Annotated in this window: 25 protein-coding genes; 13 read left to right on the forward strand and 12 right to left on the reverse strand. The window is 51.3% G+C overall.

Features of this window, described 5'->3' with window-relative positions; translation table 11 throughout:
- The first annotated feature begins 250 nt into the window (after nt 1-250).
- Nucleotides 251-1,108, forward strand: coding sequence for a type II secretion system protein (locus tag ACQ9LF_RS03855; RefSeq protein ID WP_462488051.1), 858 nt, complete (start codon nt 251-253; stop codon nt 1,106-1,108).
- 79 nt (nt 1,109-1,187) lie between these two features.
- Here ACQ9LF_RS03855 and ACQ9LF_RS03860 read toward each other — a convergent pair whose 3' ends face one another.
- The 7 genes from ACQ9LF_RS03860 to prmC all read right to left on the reverse strand — a co-directional run bounded on the left by ACQ9LF_RS03860 (nt 1,188) and on the right by prmC (nt 9,840).
- Nucleotides 1,188-1,877: an L-ribulose-5-phosphate 4-epimerase gene (locus tag ACQ9LF_RS03860; RefSeq protein WP_462488052.1), complete on the reverse strand. Its 690-nt coding sequence runs from the start codon at nt 1,875-1,877 to the stop codon at nt 1,188-1,190.
- Nucleotides 1,878-2,044: 167 nt separating this feature from the next.
- Nucleotides 2,045-2,479 (reverse strand): IS200/IS605 family transposase, encoded by a 435-nt coding sequence (gene tnpA / locus ACQ9LF_RS03865; protein ID WP_462488053.1) that lies wholly within the window; start codon nt 2,477-2,479, stop codon nt 2,045-2,047.
- A 462-nt stretch (nt 2,480-2,941) separates the two neighbouring features.
- A complete protein-coding gene (locus ACQ9LF_RS03870; protein WP_462488054.1) occupies nt 2,942-4,615 on the reverse strand; it encodes a ribulokinase in 1,674 nt (557 codons plus the stop codon).
- Between the two features lie 116 nt (nt 4,616-4,731).
- The gene (locus ACQ9LF_RS03875) at nt 4,732-6,498 is read right to left on the reverse strand and encodes a sodium:solute symporter (RefSeq protein ID WP_462488055.1); all 1,767 of its coding nucleotides are present in this window, start codon (nt 6,496-6,498) and stop codon (nt 4,732-4,734) included.
- A 37-nt stretch (nt 6,499-6,535) separates the two neighbouring features.
- Complete coding sequence (locus ACQ9LF_RS03880; protein ID WP_462488056.1) at nt 6,536-7,690, reverse strand: aldose epimerase family protein; 1,155 nt, start codon at nt 7,688-7,690, stop codon at nt 6,536-6,538.
- A gap of 57 nt (nt 7,691-7,747) precedes the next feature.
- Nucleotides 7,748-8,755, reverse strand: coding sequence for a substrate-binding domain-containing protein (locus ACQ9LF_RS03885; protein ID WP_462488057.1), 1,008 nt, complete (start codon nt 8,753-8,755; stop codon nt 7,748-7,750).
- A gap of 209 nt (nt 8,756-8,964) precedes the next feature.
- Complete coding sequence (prmC, locus tag ACQ9LF_RS03890) at nt 8,965-9,840, reverse strand: peptide chain release factor N(5)-glutamine methyltransferase (protein ID WP_462488058.1); 876 nt, start codon at nt 9,838-9,840, stop codon at nt 8,965-8,967.
- A gap of 292 nt (nt 9,841-10,132) precedes the next feature.
- Here prmC and ACQ9LF_RS03895 point away from each other — a divergent pair, with 292 nt between their 5' ends.
- From ACQ9LF_RS03895 to ACQ9LF_RS03945, 11 genes are all read left to right on the forward strand, one after another.
- On the forward strand, nt 10,133-10,663 hold the full coding sequence (locus tag ACQ9LF_RS03895) for a sigma-70 family RNA polymerase sigma factor (RefSeq protein ID WP_462488059.1): 531 nt from the start codon (nt 10,133-10,135) through the stop codon (nt 10,661-10,663).
- An 8-nt stretch (nt 10,664-10,671) separates the two neighbouring features.
- Nucleotides 10,672-12,357: a FecR domain-containing protein gene (locus ACQ9LF_RS03900; RefSeq protein ID WP_462488060.1), complete on the forward strand. Its 1,686-nt coding sequence runs from the start codon at nt 10,672-10,674 to the stop codon at nt 12,355-12,357.
- Between the two features lie 86 nt (nt 12,358-12,443).
- Nucleotides 12,444-14,489, forward strand: a complete 2,046-nt coding sequence (locus tag ACQ9LF_RS03905) for a LamG-like jellyroll fold domain-containing protein (protein ID WP_462488061.1) — start codon at nt 12,444-12,446, stop codon at nt 14,487-14,489.
- Nucleotides 14,490-14,777: 288 nt separating this feature from the next.
- Nucleotides 14,778-15,560, forward strand: coding sequence for a hypothetical protein (locus tag ACQ9LF_RS03910; protein ID WP_462488062.1), 783 nt, complete (start codon nt 14,778-14,780; stop codon nt 15,558-15,560).
- Nucleotides 15,561-15,781: 221 nt separating this feature from the next.
- Nucleotides 15,782-16,852 carry a prephenate dehydratase gene (pheA, locus tag ACQ9LF_RS03915; RefSeq protein ID WP_462488063.1) on the forward strand — a complete coding sequence of 357 codons (1,071 nt, stop codon included), beginning with the start codon at nt 15,782-15,784 and terminating at the stop codon, nt 16,850-16,852.
- A 137-nt stretch (nt 16,853-16,989) separates the two neighbouring features.
- Nucleotides 16,990-17,748 (forward strand): triose-phosphate isomerase, encoded by a 759-nt coding sequence (tpiA, locus tag ACQ9LF_RS03920; RefSeq protein WP_462488064.1) that lies wholly within the window; start codon nt 16,990-16,992, stop codon nt 17,746-17,748.
- Nucleotides 17,749-17,861: 113 nt separating this feature from the next.
- Nucleotides 17,862-18,329: a preprotein translocase subunit SecG gene (secG, locus tag ACQ9LF_RS03925; protein WP_462488065.1), complete on the forward strand. Its 468-nt coding sequence runs from the start codon at nt 17,862-17,864 to the stop codon at nt 18,327-18,329.
- A gap of 21 nt (nt 18,330-18,350) precedes the next feature.
- Entirely contained in the window at nt 18,351-19,235 is an 885-nt protein-coding gene (locus ACQ9LF_RS03930) for a YicC/YloC family endoribonuclease (protein WP_462488066.1), read from the forward strand.
- A complete protein-coding gene (gene gmk, locus ACQ9LF_RS03935) occupies nt 19,236-19,802 on the forward strand; it encodes a guanylate kinase (protein ID WP_462488067.1) in 567 nt (188 codons plus the stop codon). It begins immediately after the preceding gene.
- A 14-nt stretch (nt 19,803-19,816) separates the two neighbouring features.
- A complete protein-coding gene (locus ACQ9LF_RS03940; RefSeq protein WP_462488068.1) occupies nt 19,817-20,047 on the forward strand; it encodes a DNA-directed RNA polymerase subunit omega in 231 nt (76 codons plus the stop codon).
- A 3-nt stretch (nt 20,048-20,050) separates the two neighbouring features.
- Nucleotides 20,051-20,614 carry a flavoprotein gene (locus ACQ9LF_RS03945; protein ID WP_462488069.1) on the forward strand — a complete coding sequence of 188 codons (564 nt, stop codon included), beginning with the start codon at nt 20,051-20,053 and terminating at the stop codon, nt 20,612-20,614.
- A gap of 78 nt (nt 20,615-20,692) precedes the next feature.
- On the opposite strand, the gene ACQ9LF_RS03950 is transcribed toward ACQ9LF_RS03945, so the two are convergent.
- From ACQ9LF_RS03950 to ACQ9LF_RS03960, 3 genes are read right to left on the reverse strand one after another with little or no spacing between them, the layout of a single operon-like run.
- Nucleotides 20,693-21,676 (reverse strand): hypothetical protein, encoded by a 984-nt coding sequence (locus tag ACQ9LF_RS03950; protein WP_462488070.1) that lies wholly within the window; start codon nt 21,674-21,676, stop codon nt 20,693-20,695.
- 24 nt (nt 21,677-21,700) lie between these two features.
- On the reverse strand, nt 21,701-22,477 hold the full coding sequence (locus tag ACQ9LF_RS03955) for an anti-sigma factor family protein (protein WP_462488071.1): 777 nt from the start codon (nt 22,475-22,477) through the stop codon (nt 21,701-21,703).
- Nucleotides 22,474-22,989 carry an RNA polymerase sigma factor gene (locus tag ACQ9LF_RS03960; protein WP_462488072.1) on the reverse strand — a complete coding sequence of 172 codons (516 nt, stop codon included), beginning with the start codon at nt 22,987-22,989 and terminating at the stop codon, nt 22,474-22,476. Before ACQ9LF_RS03960 ends, ACQ9LF_RS03955 begins: the two co-directional genes overlap by 4 nt.
- 184 nt (nt 22,990-23,173) lie before the next feature.
- Here ACQ9LF_RS03960 and ACQ9LF_RS03965 point away from each other — a divergent pair, with 184 nt between their 5' ends.
- Entirely contained in the window at nt 23,174-23,821 is a 648-nt protein-coding gene (locus tag ACQ9LF_RS03965; protein WP_462488073.1) for a phosphopantothenoylcysteine decarboxylase domain-containing protein, read from the forward strand.
- On the opposite strand, the gene ACQ9LF_RS03970 is transcribed toward ACQ9LF_RS03965, so the two are convergent.
- Nucleotides 23,799-24,083, reverse strand: coding sequence for a hypothetical protein (locus ACQ9LF_RS03970; protein ID WP_462488074.1), 285 nt, complete (start codon nt 24,081-24,083; stop codon nt 23,799-23,801). The two genes, ACQ9LF_RS03965 and ACQ9LF_RS03970, sit on opposite strands and share 23 nt — an antisense overlap.
- 100 nt (nt 24,084-24,183) lie before the next feature.
- A complete protein-coding gene (locus ACQ9LF_RS03975; protein WP_462488075.1) occupies nt 24,184-25,617 on the reverse strand; it encodes a PKD domain-containing protein in 1,434 nt (477 codons plus the stop codon).
- Between the last annotated feature and the right edge of the window lie 17 nt (nt 25,618-25,634).

Raw genomic sequence — 25,634 nt, forward strand, 5'->3', positions numbered from 1 at the left:
ATTTTATATGATAATTTTTTTAAAAAATTGCATAATAACTAATAGAGAACTGTTAAAAAATGCTTGCAGTAGTAGTATAGTGTAGTATAATATATGAATGGTTAGGTAGCCATTAGCGGCGGTAGGTTATAAGACATCGATTCCTCTTCCAACAATGCCGCCGGGGTCTGGATGAATATTTCTGCAGAAGCGAATTGCAATAAACGTATCGTTTTCAGGAAACAGGTATTTGAAGTAAGAGGAAAAGACTATGAAGGTGTGTCAGACAAACCCCCGCAGGGCATTCACGCTAATCGAACTGTTAGTCGTCATCGCAATTATCGCATTGCTGATGGCGGTTATCGTTCCTTCGTTGAATAAAGCGAAGATTGCTGCCCAAAAGACAATTTGTGTTAACAATGTCCGGTCTCAGGCCCTGGGCGTTAGGTTGTATGCCGAGCAAAATGACGGTATTGTTCCCTACAATGTCGGCGGTAACTGGTTCTGGGACATGAGCTTCTACACCACCAATCAAATCAGCCAATTTGCGGATATTGATCATCGGTCTTTCTTCTGTCCGGTCAATAAGTTGAAAAAATCCGACGATGCTCGTTTCTGGCAATTTAGCTGGGTAGATGGGCCAGAGCCAGAAGCCCCAAAGAGTCGCCCTGATGGTGGGCCTATTCCCCTCGCGGATGAATCGAAATTGACCGTACAACGCCAAAAAGAGTTGTTCCGTGTGATGTCGTATGTTTATATGTTTGAACGTCTTAATACCGCAGGTGCGTCAATGTATGCTGGCCTTAAACCCGTCACAGGTGAACCATTTGTATGGATCAAGAAAATGAGTGATTTGCGGAACGCAAGCAGCACTGTGATGATTGCCGATGCTACGATCAGCGAGATAATAAATGATAATTTCGATAAAATCCAAACTGGCGGGTTGCATAGCAAGTATGGCATTGATGATATATCGAATCATCTCTCTTTGAAACGGACCGGTACCGCGAGGAATGGTTTTTTCCCCTCTGGCGGCAATATTGCCTTTGCAGATGGTCACGTGATTTGGCGAGATTATCCGGATCAGATGAAATGCAGATTGAGGGTTGGGATGTATTTCTACTGGTAATCGAGTTATCTTGAAATAATTAAGCTCCGGTATTGAGAAGGATACCGGAGCTTTTTTTGTTGGATTTTGAGATAGCGGACTACTTCTGTCCGTAATACGCATTTTTGCCATGTTTACGGAGATAATGCTTATCCAAAAGTGTCTGGGTAATGCCGGTCAGTGTGGGATTGAGGGCCAACGTATCCAGAGCCATTGCGGCGACCTGTTCAAGGACGACTGCGTTTTCGACGGACTTGTCGGCGTTTTTGCCCCAGGTGAATGGGCCGTGGCCGGCGACGAGTACGGCCGGGATGCTCATGGGGTCAATGCCGGCGAATCGTCGGACGATGACTTTGCCGGTATTGAGTTCGTAGTCGCCTTCGATTTCGGCTTTGGTCAGAGCGTCCGTGACGGGTACCGGGCCGTAAAAATGGTCGGCGTGGGTGGTGCCGAAGGCCGGGATTTCATGGCAGGACTGTGCCCAGGCGGTGGCTTTGGGCGAATGGGTATGCGTGATACCTCCCACCTCGGCAAACTGGCGATAGAGTTCCAGATGAGTCGGGGTGTCCGAGGAGGGACGCAGGTCGCCTTCGATGACCTTGCCGTTTAAATCCAGCACGACGATTTTGTCCGGGGTCAATTCATCGTAATCGACCCCGCTGGGCTTGATGGCAACAACGCCCCGTTTGCGGTCGATCTGGCTGACATTACCCCAGGTGAAGATGACCAGTTTGTGTTTGACGAGGGCCAGGTTGGCCCGACAGACATGTTCTTTGAGTTCTTTGTACATATTTATCCTGAAACCACAGATTACACAAATTTTAAATCTTTCTTCCGCCTCAAAGAGGCGATATTGATTATTGTCCCGAAGGGACAACGAGTTTCATAGCCGGAGGCGTAAGCCTCCGGTAAGATATTTCAAAATTTATAAGCCCCAAAGGGGCGAAAGTAAATTCGCTATATATAGCGTTCATCATAACGAATATTGTGTTTCTTAAAAAACAATTCCAATTCTTCTTTAAATGTTCGAGTGCGGTGGTGTTCTCCCTGGTTCCTGATATACTCTGTTACAGGTTGAACGCCCGAATAAGAAACTGAAAACACCGAGTACCCGTCCTGCCAGCCAAAGTGGTTATCGAACGTATCGCGAAACCATCGCGACGAATTCGTTTTAATCACCCGAACAAATTCAGATACCGACAATTCCGGATGCAGCGAAACCAGCATATGAAAATGGTCACAAACACCATTCAAAATGTATAGCTTTGCTTTCATATTCCGTATAATCCCTGCCAGATATTCACAGGTTCTCTTAACCTGGTCTTCCGATAGACCCGCGGTTCTATCTTTGATCGCAAAGATAATATGATAATAAATACTGGCATACGACATTTTAAGCTCCACTCTTCTTTCGCCCCTTCGGGGCTTCGTTTGTTTTCTACCCTGTCCGGAGGCTTACGCCTCCGGCTATGAAACTCTCCGTCCCTTCGGGACTTCAAACCTATCCCTTTGCAATTCCACTATTGAACTATAAATCTTACTTACCTTGTTTTCTTCCAAATACTAAGTCATGAAAAAAGCAACCTATCGGCGCTAAAACCAAACCCGGCAGCTATCCCATAAATAACCTAATCCACGTCCTATACCGCCATCAAAATCCCAAGGTTCACCTGTCGCTTTTGCTTCTAAAGAAGGTATTGCTGGAATAAACAATTTCCTTGCCTGATGCTGTAAACCAAAGGAACAGCAAATAACAACACAAAAAACGACCATCGGATTATCATCAGAATAACATAAGATTTATTCATATTTATTCATCTGTGTACTCTGCGTAATCTGTGGTTACTGTTTATATTACTTGTTAGCTTTTTCTTTGATGGCCAGCAGGTCTTTCATGACGCCGGAGATATCGAGTTTGGTGCCCTTGATACCGAAGCTGTCGTGCAGTTTTTTGTATAGCGTATAAAGCTGCTGATAGACGGCGACCGCTTTTTTGTCAGGCTTGAAGGTTTTGGGCTTGATGCCGCACATAGCCTTCTGGGCTGCAGCGAAAGATTTGTGAGCCTTGCCGACGACCGCCGCAGCAATCGCTGAGCCGAGGGCGCAGGTCTGGGCGGAGCGGGAGACTTTCATTTCGCGACCGGTGACATCGGCATAAATCTGCATCAGCATCGGATTCTTTTCGGCAATGCCGCCGCAGTTGACGATTTGCTTAATCTTGACGCCGTATTCCTCGAAACGATTGATAATGGTCAGGGCGCCAAAGGCGGTCGCCTCAATCAATGCCCGGTAAATTTCTTCGGGGCGGGTGTGGAGGGTCTGACCAACCAGCAGGCCTGTAAGACGCTGATCCACCAGGATGGTGCGGTTGCCGTTGTTCCAGTCGAGTGCCAGCAGGCCGGATTGTCCGGGTTTGAGTTTGGCGGCCTTGTTGGTCAGTTCGACGTGGGAACCGGCTTTTTCGCCGCCGGGCTGGAGGTAATTGACGAACCAGTTGAAGATATCGCCGACAGCCGACTGGCCCGCTTCCAGGCCCCAGTATCCCGGCAGAATCGAGCCGTCAACGATGCCGCAGATGCCCGGAATGTCTTTGAGTTTTTTCGAGCTGTCGGAGATGGCCATATCACAGGTGCTGGTGCCGATGATTTTGACGAGTGTGCCGGGCTGAATGCCGGAGCCGACGCCGCCCAGGTGAGCATCAAAGGCGCCAATGGCAACCGGAATACCCGCCGGCAGACCGAGTTTTTTAGCCCAGGCCGCAGTCAATCCGCCGGCAGCGGTGTCGATGGTGTAGGTAACATCGGGCAGCGAATCCCGCACACGACCGAGTTTGGGATCCAGAGCCATCAGGAATTTCTTGTCCGGATAGCCGCCCCAGGCCTCGTTGAACATGGCCTTGTGGCCGGCGGCACAGCGGCAGCGTTTCAGTTTGCTCGGATGGTCGGTGCCGGTCAGCACGGCAGGAATCCAGTCGGCGTGTTCCACCCAGGTATAGGCGGCATCGAAGACTTTCTTGTCCACGTTCAGACAGTGCCAGATTTTGCTGAAGAACCATTCTGAAGAGTAGATTCCGCCGCATTTGGCCAGATAGTGCGGCCGCATCTTGCGGGCGACTTCGGTGATTTTTGCAGCTTCGGCGTATCCGGTATGATCCTTCCACAGCCAAACGGCAGCGTTGGGATTGTTCTTGAATTTGGGCAGCATGGCCAGCGGAGTACCGTTGGCATCGACCGGAATGGGGGTCGAGCCGGTGGTGTCCACGCCGATGCCCACGACCTTGTCGGGAGAAAATTTCTTGTCGGCTTTTTTGGCCTGAGCCAGGGCCTGTTTGATGGTAATTTCCAGGCCTTTGAGATAATCGGCGGGATTCTGGCGAGCGACGTTGTGGTCGGACTTGTCCAGAATAATTCCGGCCTGACCTGTTTGGTATCCCCAGACGGCGGTTCCAAGTTCTTTTCCGTTGGCTGTATCGACAATCAGGCACCGGACAGAATTGGTGCCGTAATCTAAACCTATTGCATAAGACATATTGAACCTCGATAAAGTAAAAAGTGATTAGTTCGTAGTTCTTATTCGTCGTTTATGGTGATTCGTTCATAGAAATAAGAAAGGCGGGTTGAACGGCCCGCCTTTTGGACTGCTTGTTACTGAGCACCGCGATTCCAGAAGTAGGCATAGAAGGCGACGATAATGCCCAGGATAATCACCGTATGCACGACATCCCAGCCATTCCAACTGGCGCGGGTTTCGGCTTTTTCCTGCGGGGTTGCGTTGTAATAAGTATATCGCAGCTGTTCGGCCGAAGGTGCTTTTGTCATCAGGCTGACCAGAATCATCACTGCCACGCAAAGGACAAAGAGGAATTCGCAGAAGTGCAGCCAGTTGATGGTTTCGATGGAGTAGAGGATGCCGTACTGCTGCTTAATTTCAGCAATCCGAGCCAGCTTTTCCATTTCAGGCAGGGCATCGGCCTTGGTTATTTTGCCGCCAATGACAACGTCGAGGGTCAGGCGGAACATGCCAACCACGAATCCAGTAATCAGCCCCCACAGACCGCCCTGGGCTGTCGCTCTCTTCCAGAACACGCCCACGGCGAATGCCGCTGCAATGGCCGGAGCCAGCAGGCTCTGGACGCCCTGGAGATATTGATAGAGCACATCGCCCATACCCTTCATGACGGGAATCCACAATATGCCAAGGACGACGACGGCCGCAGTCGCAATACGCCCGACAACGACCAGGTGTTTTTCCGTTGAGGCGGGACGGAGCTTTTTATAGAAGTCTCCTACAAACAACGCTGCCGACGAATTAAACAGGGATGCCAGCGAGCTCATCAGGGCAGCCAGCAGACCGCAGACCACGATGCCCTTGAATCCGATAGGCAATAGCTGAGCAACCAGTGTTGAAAAAGCCTTATCCGCATCGGGCTGACCATTTTTAAGGGGCATCTCCAGCAGGCCTTTCTGGCTTAAGGCAAACGCAATCATGCCGGGTACGAGGAAGATAAACACCGGCAGCAGTTTGAAATAGCCGGCCAGAATCGAGCCGCGGCGGGCATGTGTCTGGTTTTTGCCGGACAAGACACGCTGAACAATATACTGGTCGGTACACCAGTACCAGAAACCGATAATCATCGAGCCGAACAGTACCCCTGTCCACGGATATTTGGGGTCGCTTGCCGGGCGTACCAGACGGAGGTTTTCGCCGCACAGACGTTCGACTTCACCCCAGCCGCCGACGGTCTTGAGGCCCAGGAAGAGAATAACAATCGAGCCAATCAGCAGTACCGGCGTCTGCAGGACGGAGGTGTACATAATGGCCTTCATGCCTCCAGCCACCGTGTATATACCGGTAATGACCACCAGGCCGATGGCGCTGACCCAGAAGAAATCCACCGTATGGCCGAAGAGCTGAATTTTCTCAATACCAAATACCGTTCCGAACACTACGCCGCCGGAATAGACCGTGACGGCCACTTTGGTCAGGACATAGCTGACCAGCGAAATAATTGACAGAATCGACCGCGAACCGGGAGAAAAACGACGCTCCAGGAATTCCGGCATTGTGAAGACTTTGATGCGGTCATAAAACGGCACAAAGACCCAGCCCAGCACGAGAATCAGCCATGCGTGCATTTCCCAGTGGGCCATGGCCATACCGCTGATAAAACCGGCGCCGGCCAGCCCAACGAGGTGCTCAGAACCGATATTGGAAGAAAAAATCGACGACCCGATTTCCAGCCAGCTTGCATTGCGTCCGGCCAGAAAATAGTCTGCGGAAGATTCTTCTTTTTTTCTGATCGACCAGAGCACAACCAGAATCATTCCGATGAAAAATGCGGCCAGCACAACTGTGTCCAGCATGTGCCACGGAACACCAATGGCCAGTAAATTTGCGGTCAAGACATTCATGCTTTTATCCTTTCGTATTCACCATGCAACTTATCAATTAGCGGGTATAGAACTTGTGAACGGTTTTGGTCTGATACAGTTCGCCCGGACGCAGCGTTGTGGTGGGGAAGTGCGGCTTGTTGGGGCTGTCGGGGAAATGCTGGGTTTCCAGGCACATCCCCCAGCGCTGCTTATAGACGACGCCGCCTTTGCCGGTGATGGTGCCGTTCAGGAAATTGCCGGAATAGAACTGCACGCCGGGTTCCTCGGTCCAGACTTCCATGACGCGGCCGCTGGTGGGTTCATACAGGGTTGCAGCCAGGGACATCTCGCCGCCCTTTTTATTCAAGACCCAGTTGTGGTCATAGCCGCCGCCGAATTTGATCTGTTCATCGGCATCATTGACGCGGGCACCGATGACAGACGGCTTGGTGAAGTCCATCGGCGTGCCTTTGACCGGGCGGAGTTCGCCGGTGGGAATCAGGCCGGCGTCAACGGGAGTGAACTTGTCCGCGTTGATCATCAGGACATGATTGAGGATGCTGTCCTTGGCGTTGCCGGTCAGGTTGTAATAGTTGTGATTGGTCAGGTTACAGACCGTTGCCTTGTCGGTCATGGCCCGGTATTCAATGATCAGCTCATTGTTGTTGGTCAGCATATAGGTCACATTGACCAGCAGGTTGCCGGGGTAGCCTTCTTCCATATCCTTGCTCAGATATGCCAGTTTGACACCCACGCCATGGTCCGTCTGGATGCCTTCGGCAGTCCAGATAACCTTGTCAAATCCCTTGACGCCGCCATGCAGCGAATTTTCCTTGTCATTGGCAGCCAGTGTATAGGTTTTGCCGTCGAGGGTGAATTTGGCTTTGCCGATGCGGTTGCCATAGCGGCCGATGAGGGCGTTAAAGTACGGGGTTTCCTTGACATAGGCAGCGACATTGTCATAGCCCAGCAGGATATCCTCCATCTTGCCGTTTTTGTCCGGTACGATCAGCGAGGTCATAATCCCGCCGTAGTTGGTGATCGACGCCTTCAAGCCATTGGCGTTGGTCAGCACATACAGATCCACATTCTGTCCATCCACTTGTCCAAACGGTTTCTTCTCAATCATAGCCTGTCCTTTCTGGCTGGTCATGCGTGATGGAAGGGAGCAGGAACACAGGGTTAAAACCACTCCCGCGACGACAGCCGATGCCAATACATTCCGTTTCATACGTGCAACCTCCTGTTCACTAAAATTCTTACTAACGTTGACATTGCATACCAATTTTTACAGCGACTGACGGACCAGTAATCGTACGGGGTTGGCAATTTTATCTTTGCGGCCCGACAACACCAGTTCGGCGGCGCTGATTCCCATCTGGCGAAAATCCGTCGATATGGTTGTTATGCCGCCTTCGAGAATTTCCTTGAGCGGCGTATCGTTATAGGAAATCACCCCGACGTCCTGGCCGACTTTAAGGCCTTTCTGGTGGCATTGCTTAATCAGCTCAACCAGCAGGACATCGGCGATAATGATATAGGCACTCCCGGCCTGCGGCGGGGCCTGGGTAATGGACTGCGTAATGGTCCCCTTGATGCCGAAATCACTGCAGAACCGTTCAAAGCCATGCATAATATCTTTGGGGTGGATATTCGGTTCCGGGTAGATCAGAATCAGTTTTTTGTACTTGCGGATCAGATCGGCACGACTTTTAAGCGATTGATACACGTCGTTTTCAAAGTCCTGTACGACGCCGGGATAGGTGCCGTTGACATAGCCGGGCTGATCCAGGATCAGAATCTTGTCGGGGTCAATTGCTTCCAGGACTTCGGCGACCTCCGGATGATAAAACGGCATAATAACATAATTGTTATAGCGGCCGACATTATCAAGGATGAGGGTTTTGAATACTTCAATATTATAATGATGAAAATACAGGTCGATAACGGCCTTTCGGGCCAGGCGATGCTTGAAAGAATTGTACAAGTCTTCCTTAAAGAGGTTTAATTCATCGAACAGCAGGAAAATCCGACGGGTGTGATCGATGGACTCGCTGGCGACGTGAAAGCCTTTATAAGGGGTGGACTGGATGATTCCGCGGCGTTTGAGTTCATCATAGGCCTTGGCGACCGTAGCACAGGAAATGTTGAGTTCCTTGCTGAGCTGCTTGATGGACGGGAGAACGCTGCCGCGAATTAATTGCTTGGCTCCAATGGCATCCGTCAGGCTCTGGATGATCTGCTCGTATTTGGGCAGATTGGATTTTGCGTTGAGTTTTACTTTATACTGCACCATCAATATTGTAATCCCGTTCCTTGTTCCGGTTTGTGCAATCGGCTGCAAACCGGCCTCACTCTTGCCAGTATAGCGTAGTATAGTATAGATACCCTGTTGGTTCGTCAAGATTAAAAGCCGGACATGTCTGAATTTCTCGCTGCCGGGCCGGGTTTATGACGAACTAAACAAACGCGTTACTATACCACAAAAAAATGGATATTCCATAGTTAAGGCGTTGTTTTTCGGGCGATTACGACCCGGTCGTTTTTGGAGAGGTCTTTTTCGATTCGTGCCGGGGCAAACTGGCCTGTAGCGTCGATCAGCTCCCGTATGGCCGGGCCCTGGGCATAACCGATTTCCATCATCAGTGCACCGTCGGGTTTGAGAAAATCACTGGCCTGACGGAGAATCCGTCGATACACATCCAGGCCATCAGGACCGCCATACAGGGCCTGGCGGGGTTCGTAATTACGGACATTCGGTGCGAGTTTGGCAAATTCGGCCTCGCTGACATAGGGTGGATTGGATACAATCAGGTCGAATCTGGATTCAATGCCCTCAATGAGGGGGGCGAATAAATCACCGCATAAATACTGGATTTTGTCGGATAATTTCAGTGTGGCGGCGTTTTCCGCCGCGATAGCTAAGGCTTTGTCGCAAATATCGGTGGCGGTGACCCGGCAGTCTTTATAGTTTTTGGCGATGGCGATAGCGATACAGCCGGAGCCGGTGCACAGGTCCAAAACCTGTTGGGTGCCGGAGCGTTTTCGAAGAAATTCGATCGCTCGTTCAACAAGTAACTCTGTTTCTGGCCTGGGGATAAGGCAATCCGGGGTGATTTTGAATGGCAATGAATAGAATTCGCACCGGCCGATCAGATAGGCCAGCGGTTCGTGATTGCCGCAGCGTTTGACCATGCCGCGGAGAATTTCCAGTTTGTCCTGTTCGACGACCCGATCAAATAAGGTATATAATTCGATACGAGATAGCTTTAATACGTGAGAAAGCAGTAATTCGCCCGAAAGCCGGGGGCTATCGATTCCTTTTTGTGTGAAATACTCTGTTATCCAGTTTAACAGTTTCTGTATCGTCCAACGTTCCATACAAAGCCTTCGATTGAGAATACCCAACGGGTATGGTATAATAGTGCTTCGCCACACCGACACGGACAATGTCAAGCAGTATCAGTAGAAATGGACATTATAGAAAGCAAAATAGATGGGGCAACCAATTTCCGAACGATGTTGACGGAATTCGTAATGTATATAAAAAATACCCACAATGCCGTCTAAGGAGTGTGCTCTAAATAAAATACATCGGTTTCTCTTTTTTTTGTGCGCAGTTTCCTGGTTTTGTCATTTAGTTATAGAGGAAGATGGATTGAGTTGACGCAGAATGATGGCCGAGAAAGATAACAAAAGCGTACGATTTTTCAGTCTGTACACCACAGTACAGGGGCGTGTGTATGCGTTTTTAATGATGCTGCTGCACAATCGCAATGCCGCCGAGGAGCTGCTGCAGGAAACAGCGGCGACGATGTGGGAAAAGTTTGATACCTTCCGAGAAGGGGAAAACTTTGGTGCCTGGGCGATTGCGATTGCTCGCAACAAGGCGTTTGAGTATCTTCGCAGCAACAAAAAAATGAAGATGCTGTTTTCAGAAGAATGCTATCAGAAGATGGTTGAGAAGGCCTGCGAGTCGTCGTCGGATTTCCACGCTCGTCTCAATGCCCTGGAGCAGTGCATCCGAAAACTGGAACTGAATCAGCGTCAGCTGCTTCAGTTGCGCTACCAGGACAATGTGCCGGTGAAAGAAATCTCGCAGCAGATTGGCGGTTCGCCGCGGCTGGTGTATAAACGATTGGTTTGTATTTTTGAGCTGATGCGGGTGTGCATTCAGCGTACCGTAGCTCAGCAGGAACTCTAAGCGGTCTTATGAACAGAATGGAATTTGACATCCTGATTTTGAATTTGCTTGAGAATGGTCTGAGCGACCAGGAACTCCGGCAGCTTCAGGATATTCTGGTCAGCAGCCCTGAACATCTGGATCGCTATTGCGAATTTGTGAAAAATTACGCAGCACTTCAGGTGAAAATAGATTCCGGTCTGACCCTTGTACCTCAGGCATCCGATTCCAGGTCGCTGGATATGTCCCTGTGGCAGGCGCTGGCCGAGCAGGAACGTCAGGCCGAAACAGTCGAAATTCCCCCGGCCGCACAGCCACCTGAATTGATTATGGGGGTTCGTGAGAAACGACGCCAGCTTCAGTTGCCGCGCAGAATTTCCCGACTGAGCCTGTATTCTGCGATTCTGGGTTGGGTCGCGATGTTTTTGGTGATTGGGTATGTGATTCGGCATCCCCGGCAAATGACATTGCCGACGGCGACGCTGATGGAAGGGGTTGCTGTTCGCTGGCAGGATCAATCCTTTGAAGGCAAGGCCGGGAGGCGGCTTTATAATACCGATCTATCCTGTAAATTGGCTTGCGGGCTGGTTAAAATTCGCATGGACAGCGGAGCCGAGGTTCTGATTCAGGGGCCGGCGGAATTCCGTGCCGAAGATACCAATCAATTCTATATTGCATATGGAAAAATGACATCCCTGGTCCCGCCGGGGGCGGAAGGTTTTGTGGTTCGTACCCCGTCGGCAACGGTGGTGGATTATGGTACCGAGTTTGGGATACTGGTGGAAAAAACAGGACGCACCGAAGCGCATGTCTTTAAAGGACAAGTGGAATTACGCTGCGGCTCGGATCCTATCCGGCATGGCGGCGGACGGCGGCTTCTGGGCGGGCTGGCCGGGGTTGTGACTGCAGACCAGCAGCTTGATGAATCGCCGCGTCGTGCGGAACAATCGATGTTTATCCGCGATTTATCCGAAGTGAACGGGTCGATTCTGGAAGGTCGGCAGTTGAATCTGGCGGACGTCGTCGGGGGCGGCAACGGTTTCGGCTCCGGCACAGTGTTGGGCGGGATAGATCCGCAGACGGGAGCTTTTCGTGCCCGTCTGGATGCGGAGCTGACGGTCAATCGGGCTGCGACGCATCGTTTTGTGGCGACTCCCGATTTTGCATTTATCGACAGTATTTTCATTCCAGGCTATGATGCTCAGCCAACGCAGCTGTCCACGACGGGTCTGAGCAGCGATGTCTTTGGTAAAACCTCGGGTTTGATATGGGGTTATCCGTTGAACGGTGCATGTCATGAAGGAGTGGGGGTGCCGCGGCATCGGCTGATGCTGGATGGGATTACGCCGGATGAGGTGACCGGTTCGGCATTGACGCTCCATTCCAATTTCGGCATTACATTTGATCTGGACGCCATTCGCCGGTCGCTGCCTGCGGTTGTGCCGGTGCGGCTGCGTGCCCGGGCGGGTGTCTCGCAGACCACCACACGGTTTACCACCAATGAGCCCAGTGTTGTGTTCTGGATTCTGGTGGACGGCAAGGTGCGGCAAAGCCAGCCGATGCGGGTCAGCGACGGCAGCTTTGAGATTGATGTGGCGCTGGAATCTGCGGATCGTTTTGTTTCGCTGGCGGTGACTGAATACGACAGCGGCAATGCGTACAATTGGGCCTTGTTTTTAAATCCAAGACTGGAACTGAATGTGTCTGAGAAATAAGCGAACTATGTTAACGAGTAAGATACCATTCTATAGTCGCCGTGGTTATAGAATGGTCACAGAGTCACGGCATGTGGAGGTGTACCATGGGTAGGTGTTCAATATTAAGTGTAGCACTTGTTGTACTGCTGATGGGTGCAGTGCAGGCGGAGATGATCGGGGTGGATTACTTCGATTATCCGAATGGTAATATTGCAGGTAAAGCGGGAGGATTGTATTGGGATTGGAATAATGTCACCCAAACACATACGGGAACCGTATCCAACTGGAATAATGTATTTAACACCGTCAATGTGCAGGATGGCAAGCTGGTCACCAGCAACAGTGGCGCCCGGCGCGAGTACAATGGTCCCTCGGAAGGCACAGGGACTAATCCTGACACCGACGAACGGCTTGGCGCCTTTCGTGGAACAGGAACGGTTTACTATGGCGTCAAGATGACCCAGCAGGTTGCAAATCCCTGGTGTGGCTTTAGCGGCTACGACTTTGGTTCGGAGCGTATCTTTTTTGGACAGCCTAACGGAGATAGCTACTTTGGTATTGAGATTTCCGGCGGTGGCAAGGCATTAAGCTCTGTTCCAGTGGTTGTTGGGCAGACATTTCATTTGGTGTCCGCGATTGATTTTGATGGGGACCAGTTGCGTCTGTGGGTGAATCCGGACGGCAATGACTGGGATAATGGTGCCGCCGACAACTCTGCAGATGTGACGCTCGTTTACACGGGGGGCAATTGGAATACGTCGGTTCGTCTGGCCAGTGGTGCCCAGACCCAGTGGGATGACTGCATGGTGGCGACGACTTTCTCTGAACTGCTCTACGGTGCAGCTCTGAATCCGTCGCCGGCCAATCTTCAAACCAATGTTTCGTTAAATGTAACGCTCAGCTGGGATCCGGCCCGTGACCCGGCCAATTTTGCCCAGCCGGATCCGGCGGTGAAGGCCCATAAGCTGTATGCCAATTTTGCCAATCCGTCTGATCCCAATTTGTATTTCATTGCTCAGATTGCCAATACCGGCGAGCGGGCATCTTATAATGTAAGTAATTTGAAACATAACACCCGCTATGCCTGGCGCATCGTTGAAGTTACGGATGCCAATGATATTGCCGGAACAGTCTGGTCGTTTACGACGATGCCTCCGATTCCGGTGATTACCCAGAATCCAGTGTCTCAGATAGTTGCCAGCGGCACGACAGCGATTTTTACCGTCGGACATCTTAACGGCACCGATTTCCAGTGGTATTTTAATGGAACACCCATTAACGGGGCCAATACTGCGGAGCTGATTGTGTCGAATGTGTCAAAAGCCAATGAGGGTGCCTATACCTGCAAAGTCTCCAACGGGGCATTGCCCGATGGCATAATCTCTACGCCGGCTTATTTGTGGACCAAACGTCTGATGGCCCACTGGACCTTTGATAATACACTGACCGATACCGTGGATGGATGGGTTGGTACCTATAGTGACCCCAATGGCCCGATGTATGTTAACGACGGCGCCCTCGGTCAGGCTCTCAGTCTTGAGGCGGGTGATGGCAAATATATCACCGTTCCGGGCACTGAGGATGTCTTTAATTTCTACCCGCTGGGCTTGACAGCTGCTGCCTGGGTCAAGACGAATTCTGAAGGCGGAATTGTCTCTAAAGAACAGGATAACACCTGGTCCAGAGGCTGGGCAATGACGACGGGCCAGGCTGTCGGGTCCTATGCTTACCGCAGCTATGGCGATCTTCGCGGAACCAGCACTGTGATCGATGGCAAGTGGCACCTGATTGTGGTATCCTGTGAACTCGATTCCAATGTCAGAGTGTTGAGAGTCTATGTGGATGGCGTTCTTCAAAGACAAGTCTCCTTTACCGGAGCCGTCGGACTGTCCGCCGCTCCTCTGATGATTGGCGTCCAGGAACCTGGGGGAACATTCGATTACGCCGGCCTGATCGATGAACTCAGCATCTGGAATTATCCTCTGACCAAGGAGGAAATCGGTCAGATCTATGCCAATATTTCCGGACAGCCTGTATGTGTTGCTCAAGTCGAGCACGATTTGAATGATGACTGTATTGTCAACCTGGGTGATTTAGCGATTATTGCTCAGGCCTGGCTGAAGTCGAATATTATTGAACCGGCGAATTAAACCGAAGTATGTGCCTTGATTGGGCATGGGAAAAGACCTGTGCCCAATCCTGTATTTGGCTTTCACCTTGTGCCGGGCTTGTTTGGCAGTATTGCCTGACAGGCCCGGCATTTTTTATAGGTGCCCCATTGAAGTATGTGTTTTTATGCCATTCGCACCGACAGGCAGATGAAATAGATATATTGATGTCCTCTATTTAGACTAAATCAGGGGGGAGTCTGGCGGGCTGATTTGCTGTTTTTGAAGAATATCTTTTCAGAAGTGAAATTCGATGGTATTTTTTGGCTTATGGAAACGATAAGTAAAAATCATCTTAAGTATGTCGTATGGCTGGTATTTGTGGGCTTATGTGCGACGGGGTGCGGGCAGGCTCGGCGGAATGTGGTGTTGACAGGGTATTGGCCAGTGACCAATGAGATGCTGCGGGAGTTTTGTGATGACCCGGCGATAAACCCGGATGGCTGGAAGGGGAAAAACTGGAAGTCGATGGGCTATGACGTGTATGCATTTTTCCCGACTTTCCCAGCCAATCCGTATCAAAATCCCAAGGGAGAGGGGGTTCTGGAGGTAGATTATCAGGATACTTTGGCAGATTTTGAGGCGATTGTAGCGAAATATAAGCCGATAGCAATTGTCTGTTATGGGGTTGGGCTGGGGCCGTGGGAGATTGAGCGGCGGGCTGTGGTGCGGGATCGCTGGTCGCCGGATTATCTTGAACCTAAGTATCCTGAAGAAAAGACTTTAGAGAAGATGGCTTTGGCTGCAAAGACCTATACTGCCACGCTGCCGGCCGAGCAGATTGAGTTGGTCGTGAATCGATCGGGATTGGGTGTAAAGGCCTGGATCGATGAAGATGGAGACCCCGGGGATTTTTTGTGTAATTATATCGCCTGTTTGGCGATGGGGTATCAGAAGAAGCATGGGGATCGAGCAAACACACACTATTGTGCTGCGGCAGGGTTTATTCATGTTGGGTCGGGGGTGTCTCTGGAACAGGCACGCAAGGCACAGGTTCTAACGCTGGAGGCCGTACTGAAAAGCATAGATATGCGACATAGTAACTCCAATTAGCAGGACAGGTTTATCATGCTAAATGGTATTGTATATCTATATATAGATATTATAAATGTGGATTTGTGCGAATGGGCGGGGGTGGAGGCGGTTTTCAATTGACGAAACGCGTAAATTATGGTACATAAACCCATTCTGAAAAATTCAGCCAGGACGGATTCCACTAACAGCCGATTCAATGTGTCTGACAAAACTGACCGTTTTGTTGGAAATGGGAAGCGATGTCATTAGAAGAACTTCGCAAGAAAATTGATGCTTTGGATGAACAACTCGTCGAGTTGATCAATCAGCGTGCGCGGATTGTGGTGGAAATCGGCAAGCTCAAAGCGGCAGAGGATACGCCGATCTATGCACCCGACCGGGAGAAGGCCGTGTTGGACAAGATTGCCCGCTGCAACCCGGGGCCATTACCGGATAAAACGCTGGCCGCAGTATGGCGTGAAATTATGAGCGGGTCGTTCTTCCTGGAACGTCCGCTGCGGATTGCGTATCTGGGACCCATGGGCAGTTTTAGCCATAATGCGGCGATATTGAAATTCGGCCAGAGTGTGGATTACGAGGCGGCGACGGATATCCGGGCGATTTTTGAGGAGGTGTCCAAAAGGCACAGTGATTTCGGGATTGTGCCGATTGAAAACTCCGCGGGCGGTGGAGTACGCGAGTCGCTGGATGCGTTTATCGAAACGGATGTGATGATCTGTGCCGAGGTGCACATGGCGATTCATCATCATCTGATGGCCAACTGTCCGATGAGTGCGATCCAGAAAATATATTCGCAGCCGGAGATATTTGCCCAATGCCGCAACTGGCTGGCCGGAGCGTTTAAGGATGCCCAGCTTATTCCGATGGCGTCCTCGTCGAAGGCGGCCCAACTGGCGTCCACGGAACCGGGTGCGGCCGCGATTGCCTCGGCAGTGGCTGCGGAGGTGTACGGGTTGAAGATTTTGTGTCAGGATATTGAGGACATATCAAACAATATTACGCGGTTTTTGATTATCGGACGCGAAGATGCCAAGCCGACCGGCGATGACAAGACAATTATTCTGTTCAGTACGGCTCATCGAACGGGGGCGCTGGTGGATGTGCTGAATGTGTTTAAGGACTATAATATCAATATGACCAACATTGGGTCGCGTCCGAATAAGAAACGTGAATGGGAATATTATTTCTTTGTGGATTTTCTGGGGCATAAGCTGGATGCTCATGTGAGCAAGGCGCTGGAAGAGGCCAAGCGGCATTGTGTGCAATTGTCGGTCTTGGGCAGCTTCCCGCGGAGCACGTCAGTGCTTTAAGAAAATTCAAAAGTTAAAAGTTAAAAATAAAAATTATGGAATCCGTCGTGCCGACGGATGATGAATTTTATCGCTTCGCTCAATAGGATGCATTGGGCTTGCGGCGGGATACGAAACGACGAATTGTGGAGAAGATTATGAGAAAGCCGTTTTTAGCAGGCAACTGGAAAATGAATATGGATGCGGCCTCGGCGGTGGCGCTGGCCAAAGGTGTGGTGGCTGAGGTGGGCCAGGTGGACAGTGTGGATATTGCGGTCTGTCCTCCATTTGTGTATCTGCAGAGCGTGGCGGCGGTCCTGAGTTCGTCCAATGTGGCGCTGGGTGCGCAGGATGTCTTTCATCAGCCCAACGGGGCTTTCACCGGCGAAATCAGTTGTGCAATGCTCAAAGATGTGAGCTGTTCGTATGTCATTATTGGGCACTCGGAGCGTCGTCATGTCATTGGCGAAACGGATGCCTTGATTAACAAGAAGATTCATGCTGCGATTGCCGGCGGGCTGTTGCCGATTTTCTGTGTGGGTGAATTGCTGGAAGAGCGGCAGAGCGGCAAGACCGACCAGGTTGTCGCCGAGCAGGTCAAGAAGGGGCTGGAGGGGATCTGCCAGGAGCGGATTCAGGCGATCACGATTGCCTACGAGCCGGTCTGGGCGATTGGCACGGGCGTGAATGCCACACCCCAGCAGGCCCAGGATGTGCATGCGATGATTCGCGGACTGATTGCTAAAATGTATAACAAGACGATTGCCGATGCCTTGCGGATTCAGTATGGCGGTTCGGCCAAGCCGTCCAACACCGCCGAATTGATGAGCCAGCCGGATGTGGATGGTCTGCTGATCGGCGGAGCGAGCCTGAAGGCGGCGGATTTTGCGGCAATGATTAAGACGGCGATGAAATAAACGGATCGAGACGGTTCCAAACCCCGGATCGGGGCCGAGATGGTTCTGACCGGCATGGCTCTATCGAAAAAACGATTGACATAACCAAAATGGATATAGATTAGGAGACAGATATGATGCTTCCGTTGGCGGCAATTTCGTTATTCTGGAACGCAATGATTGTGCTGTGGGTTCTGATTGCGTTGGCTCTGATTGTGGTGGTTTTGCTGCAAAAGGGGCGAGGCGGCGGTCTGACCGCAGCATTCGGCGGCGCCGGCGCGTCGAGTCTGCTGGGAACACGCACGGGAGATTTTCTGACCTGGCTGACGATTGGTCTGACCGCGGTCTGGCTGCTGATGACGGTTTGCATGGGGATCTTCATGCGTCCATCGGATTCCCTGGACCTGCTGGCCCCCACGCCGACGCCTGCAGCGACAGCTCCTGCGGCTGCCGGCAGTCAACAGCCTGCCCCGGCGGCAACCGAAACACCGGCTCCGGCCGCAGCGTCTGAGTCGGCCCAGCCGACCGCACAGCCTGCGACTCCTGCTGTGCCTGCTGCGGAACAGCCTGCCGCACCGGCCGGTGCTGAAGCGGCACAATAAATCCGGATTACGGAGTTGGATATGGTTACCAGCATGACGGGGTTCGGCCAGGCCTGTGCGGAGAGTGAGGGGGTGGTTTATACCGTTGAGATCCGTTCGGTCAACAATCGATACTTCAAGGCAGCCCTGCGTTTGCCGGATATTGCCGCATTTCTGGAAGGTGAAATAGAAAAGCTGGCCCGGGACAATATTCAGCGGGGTACGCTGAATTATTCGCTGCGGATGAAGAATGTATCGGGTCAGGCTCTGTTTGATATTGACGAGAATACGCTGAATGCATATATCGGCCGGCTGCGGCGGCTGGTGCCCGCGGATGCCCGGGAATGCACGATTGATCTGGCGGCGATGCTGGGCCTGCCGGGAATTGTTCAGCCGCTCATCCCGGATGCCGAACACGTTGAACGGATGAAGCGGACGATTTTGAAACTGACTTCCGAGGCTCTGGATCAGCTTAAGCAAACTCGACTGGAAGAAGGTCAGGCTCTGGCTGATGACATGCTCAATCAGTGTCGAAAAATACGGGAAGACCTCGAGGTGATTCGCCATCGCAAGGATGCCGTGGTACGGGAGTATCACGATAAGCTGCGAAATCGCGTTGAAGAACTGCTGTCTCAGGCGCAATTGCGAATCGACAATGACCTGCTGGCCCGTGAGGTTGCCATTTATGCGGACCGCAGTGATATTAATGAGGAAATTACCCGTCTGGATTCGCATGTCGCGCAATTTGAATCCTGTTGCCGGAAAGGGGATGCCGTGGGACGGCGGTTGGATTTTATCACCCAGGAAATGCTGCGGGAAGCCAACACGATTGCCAGCAAGGCCTCGGATGCGGTCATTGCCCAGTGTGTCATCGACATTAAATGTGCGATTGACCGAATCAAGGAACAGGTTCAGAACGTTGAGTAGATGACGATGGCAGATCGCAAGGGAAAACTGGCAGTCATCAGTGGACCGTCCGGCGTCGGCAAAAGCACCCTGTGCCGGGAAGTGGTTGGACGAACGAATGCATTTTTAAGCGTGTCCTGCACGACCCGCAAACCCGGCCATGCTGAATCGAACGGAAAAGACTACTGGTTTATTACGCCGGAGGAGTTTGAACAGCGAATAGCCCAAGAGGGGTTTATCGAATACGCCAATGTGTACGGCAATTATTACGGAACACCCCGCCAGCCGGTGGAGGACGCTTTGGCGGCAGGTCGTGTGGTGATTCTTGAAATTGATGTGCAGGGCGGACTGCAGGTCAAGCAGCAGTATCCAGAGACGCGAATGATTTTTATCATGCCGCCCAGTCTGGAAGAACTGCTGCGGCGTCTGGAAGGCCGCGGACGCGGCGAGGATGAAGCGAGCAAGAAACGCCGCCTGGAAGCGGCGCAGCGAGAAATAGAAATAGCCCGCCAGCGGTACGATCACCTGGTGGTTAATGACCGGCTTGAACGGGCGATTGATGAAGTAGTACAATTAATCCAGTTGTAACGGGAGAGTATATCATGATTGAAGCACTGAAAGATACCGAAGTGTTGAATAAGGTAGGCGGTCGGTTTAAATTGTCATCCCTGATTCAAAAGCGGATGCTGGAGATGATGGAAGGCAGTCGGCCTCTGATTGAAAACACCGAAGGCATGACGACGATAGAAATCGTGGTCGAAGAAATTCGCCAGGGCAAAATCGCTCTGGACCTGGGCAGTCCGGCCAAAGCGGAAAAGAAATTTACTCTGTAAGGTATGGCTCAGGACGGCATGTCATCGCAGGGCAGACGAACGGTGCTGCTGGGAGTCAGCGGCGGGATTGCGGCGTATAAGGCTGCAGACCTGGCCAGCAAGCTGACCGGCGGGGGATATTCCGTCTATACGATAATGACAGCGGCGGCCTGTGAGCTGATTTGTCCCAAGACCTTTGAGGCACTGACAGGCAATGCTGTGTATACGAGTCTGTGGTCGGCGCCGGAGGAGTTCAAGATTGGTCATATCGACCTGGCAGCGGCAGCGGAAATAGTTGTCGTGGCACCGGCTACAGCCAATATCATCGCCAAGGCGGCTGCGGGAATCTGCGATGATCTGCTCAGTACGACATTGTGTGCCTGCTGGCAGAAACCGGTTTTATTTGCCCCGGCGATGAATACGCGAATGTGGAACAATCCGATTGTCCAAAGAAATGTCGCCATTTTAAAGAAGGAATTAAAGGTCCGGTTCGTTGGTCCTGCCGAAGGCCGGCTGGCCTGTGGGGAAGTGGGGGCCGGACGCATGGCGGAAACGGACGAGATTCTGGCAGCAGTCCGTGCGATCTAAGCTGCCTGAACATAAATCAGGGCGTTCTTTTTGTTTGATGACACAAAGAACGCCCTGATTTATTGGGGGGTTCGGTAATTAATAGGTCAGTATCTCAACCTGTTTCTTGAATTGCTCCAGATTGTCCGGATTTTTGGCAAAGGCATCGATGTCTTTTTTTGCAGCCCGAAGCATCATGGTCGATGGAGTATTTGGGGTCCATTCTGCCGTTTCTTCTTTAGCGGGCGCAACACTATCCTGACAAGAGCACCGTATCACCAGGACCACCCACTGCTGGGCTTCCAGGTTGCGGATATTCGCGGCGTGACGAAACGCTTTGATGCATTTTTCCTTCAATGCCTCCACTTTGTCTGCCTCATATACGGCTCCTTGTTTGGGCAGAGGCGGTTCGTTGACTGGCTGTCCCTGAAGTTTCTTTTTGGTTTTCTGCCAGACTTCATCCGCTGCAGGGTCTTTGGGCTGAGCTTCGGCTTCTTTCTTTGTCGGCACCAGGGGATAATCGACATTCTGCAGGAAAATCACACCATAATCGCCGATGTAAATCTGTGACGTCATAGCGTCTGTATTGAACAAACCGCTGACAAATCCCATGGAAAACCACCCTTGCTGGATCTCGGGATTAACGGTCTCGTCCCAAATCTGCGACATAATCTGCATGTCTTCGTGAATCTGCCTGATGGTTTCGGAGGAGGTTTTTGGGCCTGGAATAATCAGTACAGAGGTATTGTCGGTGAACGGAGCGGAACTGGCTGCCCAGCCGCCGCCCATGCCGCCCATATAATGCGGCATTTTCCCGCGGATACTGCCGACGATATCGCCGGCCATTTTTCCAGTCGCCAGACCCATGGCCTGCCCCTGTTTTGAAAGAGCAGTCCCTTGTGTCCCCTGGCCTGGCTGTTGGGCCTCCCGGGCCGCTTCGAGCGCTGTCTGCTGAGCCTCCATCATTTGAGCCTGGGCCTCGGAGATATCCTCTGCCAGTTCGAATGTCTTGTTCTGTGCACCTGCAAACCCCGAGACGATACTCAGTAACACGACGGTCATCAATTGCATATACGAAGTCATACGTGAACCTTTCATCTTAAATTGTTATTGGTTTGTATTTGAGGATTCGTACAATACCGGACTGGTTTCAAATAACTGCCGGCGGGTGCGTGCGATTTCCTCGCCGGTGGCCAACGCCAGAGACGTGACGGCTTTTTGCGTTTGTCTTTTGTCCTGCAGGCGTTTTTCTTCAAGCCGCAGCAGAGCGTCGGAAACGACTTGACGATCCCGGCTCTGGACGGTCTGTATGACGTCTGCAAATTCGCGAATCAGTTTGGCATTCATCGTCTGGGATAAGGCGATGGACTGGGCGGATGCCTCGTTGATCTGTGCGGTCATTTGGGCGGCAAGATCATTTCGGATTTGCAGTAATTCCGGACGCAGCTGCTGGATGACGGTTGCGGCCAGCTTCTGTTCCATTTGCGGTTGAATCATCTGCGACCACTCTGCAAAAAGCTGTTCTTTAGTCATCGCAGGCTGAAAGAGTCGAGCTGCCAAAAAGCCTGCCGTAATCAGTATGACGGCGGCAGCTGACTGCCAGATGCAGCGATAAAGCCAGGGCTGTGATGCTAAAGCGGGATAGACTTCTTTTTCTCGTAATCGCTGCAGCAGGCAATCCTGTCCAGCTTGTATCCGGCTGTCCAGAGAATTCGCCCATGCGGTTAAGCGTGTGTCCTGCCGGATTAAAGCCTCGTAATAGCGACCGCAGGCATTGCATTCGGACAAGTGTTTTTGCAGAGAGGCGGCCTGAGATGGAGACAAGTGCCCGCAGCAGTAAGCATCAATTTCCGCCTTATGATTTGAACATGGATTGAGATTCATTTTTGGTACTCCGAGAGTCTTTCATACAACAATTGCTTTGCGGTTTGGATTCGGCGGCATACGGTAGATTGTGATGTTCCCAGGTGGGAAGCAATCGCCCGTTCATCATGGCCGTCCAGATAATACATCACCAGCGGGATGCGATAATCATCCGGCAGGCCGGCGATAGCCGTGGTTAAATCCAGATAATCGCCATCCACAGAACAAGGGGGCACATTCAGGGTTGAAAATCGCTGTGTTTTTTTACGCCGGCGAAGGCTGTCCATGCACATGTGTCTGGCAATTTGATGAATCCAGTTTGCAAAGAGCGAATCATCCCGTAAATTCCGCAATTTTTCAAAACCCCGCAGAAACGTCTCCTGACAGACGTCCTGGGCATCATTAAAGTTCATCAGGATCGCATAACACAGGCCCAGTACATTGCGGTAGTGCCGCAGAACAAGCTGCTCATAGGCGGTCTTGTCTCCGTGCCGAGACTGGGCTGCCAAAATCTGATCCGAACGTTCGTCCAAATAGGTCCTTTCGTATCCTGTCTGTTTATAATCTTGACGAAAGCAGCAATAAGATTATGCAAAATTTCTGAAAAAAGATGCAAGTTTTATGTGGATATATCATAGCCGTTAGCCGTATTTGTTGTCGATGAATTCTCAATTTTTAGGCTGTATTTTTATTCCTTTCTATTTTATCTTGGTTTGGATGACAACGATACAAAACAGTAAACAAATGCGATTTTTGATTACGGCTGGCGGAACTCGGGAATATCTGGATCCGGTACGGTATATTACCAATGCCAGTTCGGGCCGGATGGGATATGCGCTGGCGGCGGCGGCCATAAAAGCCGGGCATGCGGTTACCCTCATTTCAGCTCCGACGAGTCTGATACCGCCTACAGGGGCAGAGGTAATTTGGGTGGTTTCTGCGGAGGATATGTTCGTCGCGGTCAAAAAGCATTTCAAGGCCTGCGATTGTCTAATTATGGCAGCGGCAGTCTCAGATTATACGCCGGTTAATACCGCCAAGGTGAAGCGAAAAAAGGAATCTAAGATGCTGACGCTCAAGCTCAAACCGACAGAGGATATTCTGGCCTGGGCTGGTCGGCATAAAAAACGACAAATTGTGGTTGGTTTTGCATTAGAAGACCGGAACCTCAAACGCAATGCCGAAAAAAAGCTGATTTCCAAGAATGCTGATATGATTGTGGCGAATGGTCCCGCAGCGATTGGCGCGGATTCCTCTCGTGTTTTATTAAAAACACTGCAAGGCGGCTGGATTGAAATTGCAGGGGATAAAGCGAAAACCGCTCGGGCGATTATCCGACATATTACGTCGCTGATTGTGAGCTAATCGGGATTCGTGATAATTTCCAGTTGCGATAATAGAGGACAATATCCATCAGCACCATCAGGCCGTTAAGGCTGTAAAGGGCGATGATCCAATCCTGGCTGTGCAGGAGTTTATGGATAATGCCGGCGATGTATCCAATCAGGACAATATAGAGAAAGATAATGCTTTTTCCTGCACAGGCCCGCGATTTCCACGACTTATAGATGCTGAATGGCCAGGCGGCTCCAAAACAAATCAGCATGATGGCTTCGAATATACTCATTCAATTATTCCTGTAATTACAAAAAACCGGCAGCCGAGGGAAACGGGTATCCGCTCGGCTGCCGGGTTAATTATAGGCAATGGATGTATTTATTCAACCTTTATTCGCATGGGGCCAGGCTGTTGCATTCCAGCCAGTGTTTAGCTATTTCTGCAAAATCCGTCATATTTACCATGCAGTCCTTATTGAAGTCGCCGGGAATGACGGTGTAGCCGGGTTTGATCTGGGCTGCCTGACAGGGATCGGCCCGTACATAAATCTGGGTCAGTCCCGTTCCCTGCAGGTCGGTGTCATTGGCGGTCAGGCGGAACAAATAGTCGCCTATAGCTGGCAGGATGACGGTGGTTTGTGCCACATTGCTGGGGTCAATGGTTACAGTGGCGGGGCCGCTGACCTGCTCCCACAATAAGGTCAACGGAGCTGGATAACCGTCGTCGGTGGCACTTCCGCTTAAAATGGCGGTTGCCGAGGTCGGGTCGCCGGCATTATTGAGCCAGAGGTACTGTGTGCCTCCAGCGGTTACCAGAGGAGGATTGTTGTTGGTATTAAAGGTCCAGACATAACCTTGTGTCAGACCCCGGGTGGTGTCGTGTACATCAACGATCCAGTAATAGGTGGTGTTGCGCTGAATGAGGCCGGCGGGAATGCTGACAGATTGAGCGGTTGTTCCAGTCACCAACGTATTGAGATTATAGCCTGGTTTGGCCAGATTGGGTTCATTGGTTCCCAGGTACACATCACAGGTGATGATGCCCCCAACTTCGTTGGGTTCCGGATTGGTCCAGCTCAGTTGAGACAGGCCGATGCCAACATTTGCATAGTTTGCCGGCACCGGTGATGTGGCACGGCTTGGGACGACAATATCTCCACGCAGTAGAATTCCCCCCAGCACCGGATTCGTGGAAAATTTAGTCGAATGACTGGGCGAGCATATTTCGAAATCGGAATTCTGTGCGTCATAGGTGACAAACAGGAGCAGAATATTGTTGTCCGTATCGGCATTCAGCACATCATCCAGCAATGCAGAGACAGGGGTTGATTCCCATACGTCCAGCGCGGGACGCGGAAACGACATTAGCAGCGGCGACAGTTCCGTCATATTCAGGACATCAATCGTGATTTCAGAGCCGCGTGTCGGAGCGGGATTTCGCACCAGGCCCGGCAGTGTATTCCAGGTCTTGCCGTTGAGGACGATATTGTCATATTCTTCCTTAACCGCGTAGACATACAGCGTTTTGCCCGATGTGCCTTTGTCAACATTCAAAGTCAAATAGCTGTTGGCAAACACCTTGCCTGGCTGCTTGATGGTGGAAATGTCGTAACTGTAGAAAGCGATGCGCCGACGGGTTGTACTGGCATCCTGATAGTTGCGAACATCCGAAATGGTGGAACGGCGTGTTCCGTCTGGTCCAATTTGTGCATCATTACAGGCCATGCAGTGATCTGTTGCCTGAATAATGAATGACTCTGCGCAGACGACAGCAGCCGTGGTCAGCAGCACTATTGCGGCGAAATAAAAGGGTTTGGTCTTCATATCATTATCCTCCAGAT

The organism is Anaeroglomus insulsum, from assembly GCF_050689095.1.
Classification (GTDB): Bacteria; Planctomycetota; Phycisphaerae; order Sedimentisphaerales; family Anaerohalosphaeraceae; genus Anaeroglomus; species Anaeroglomus insulsum.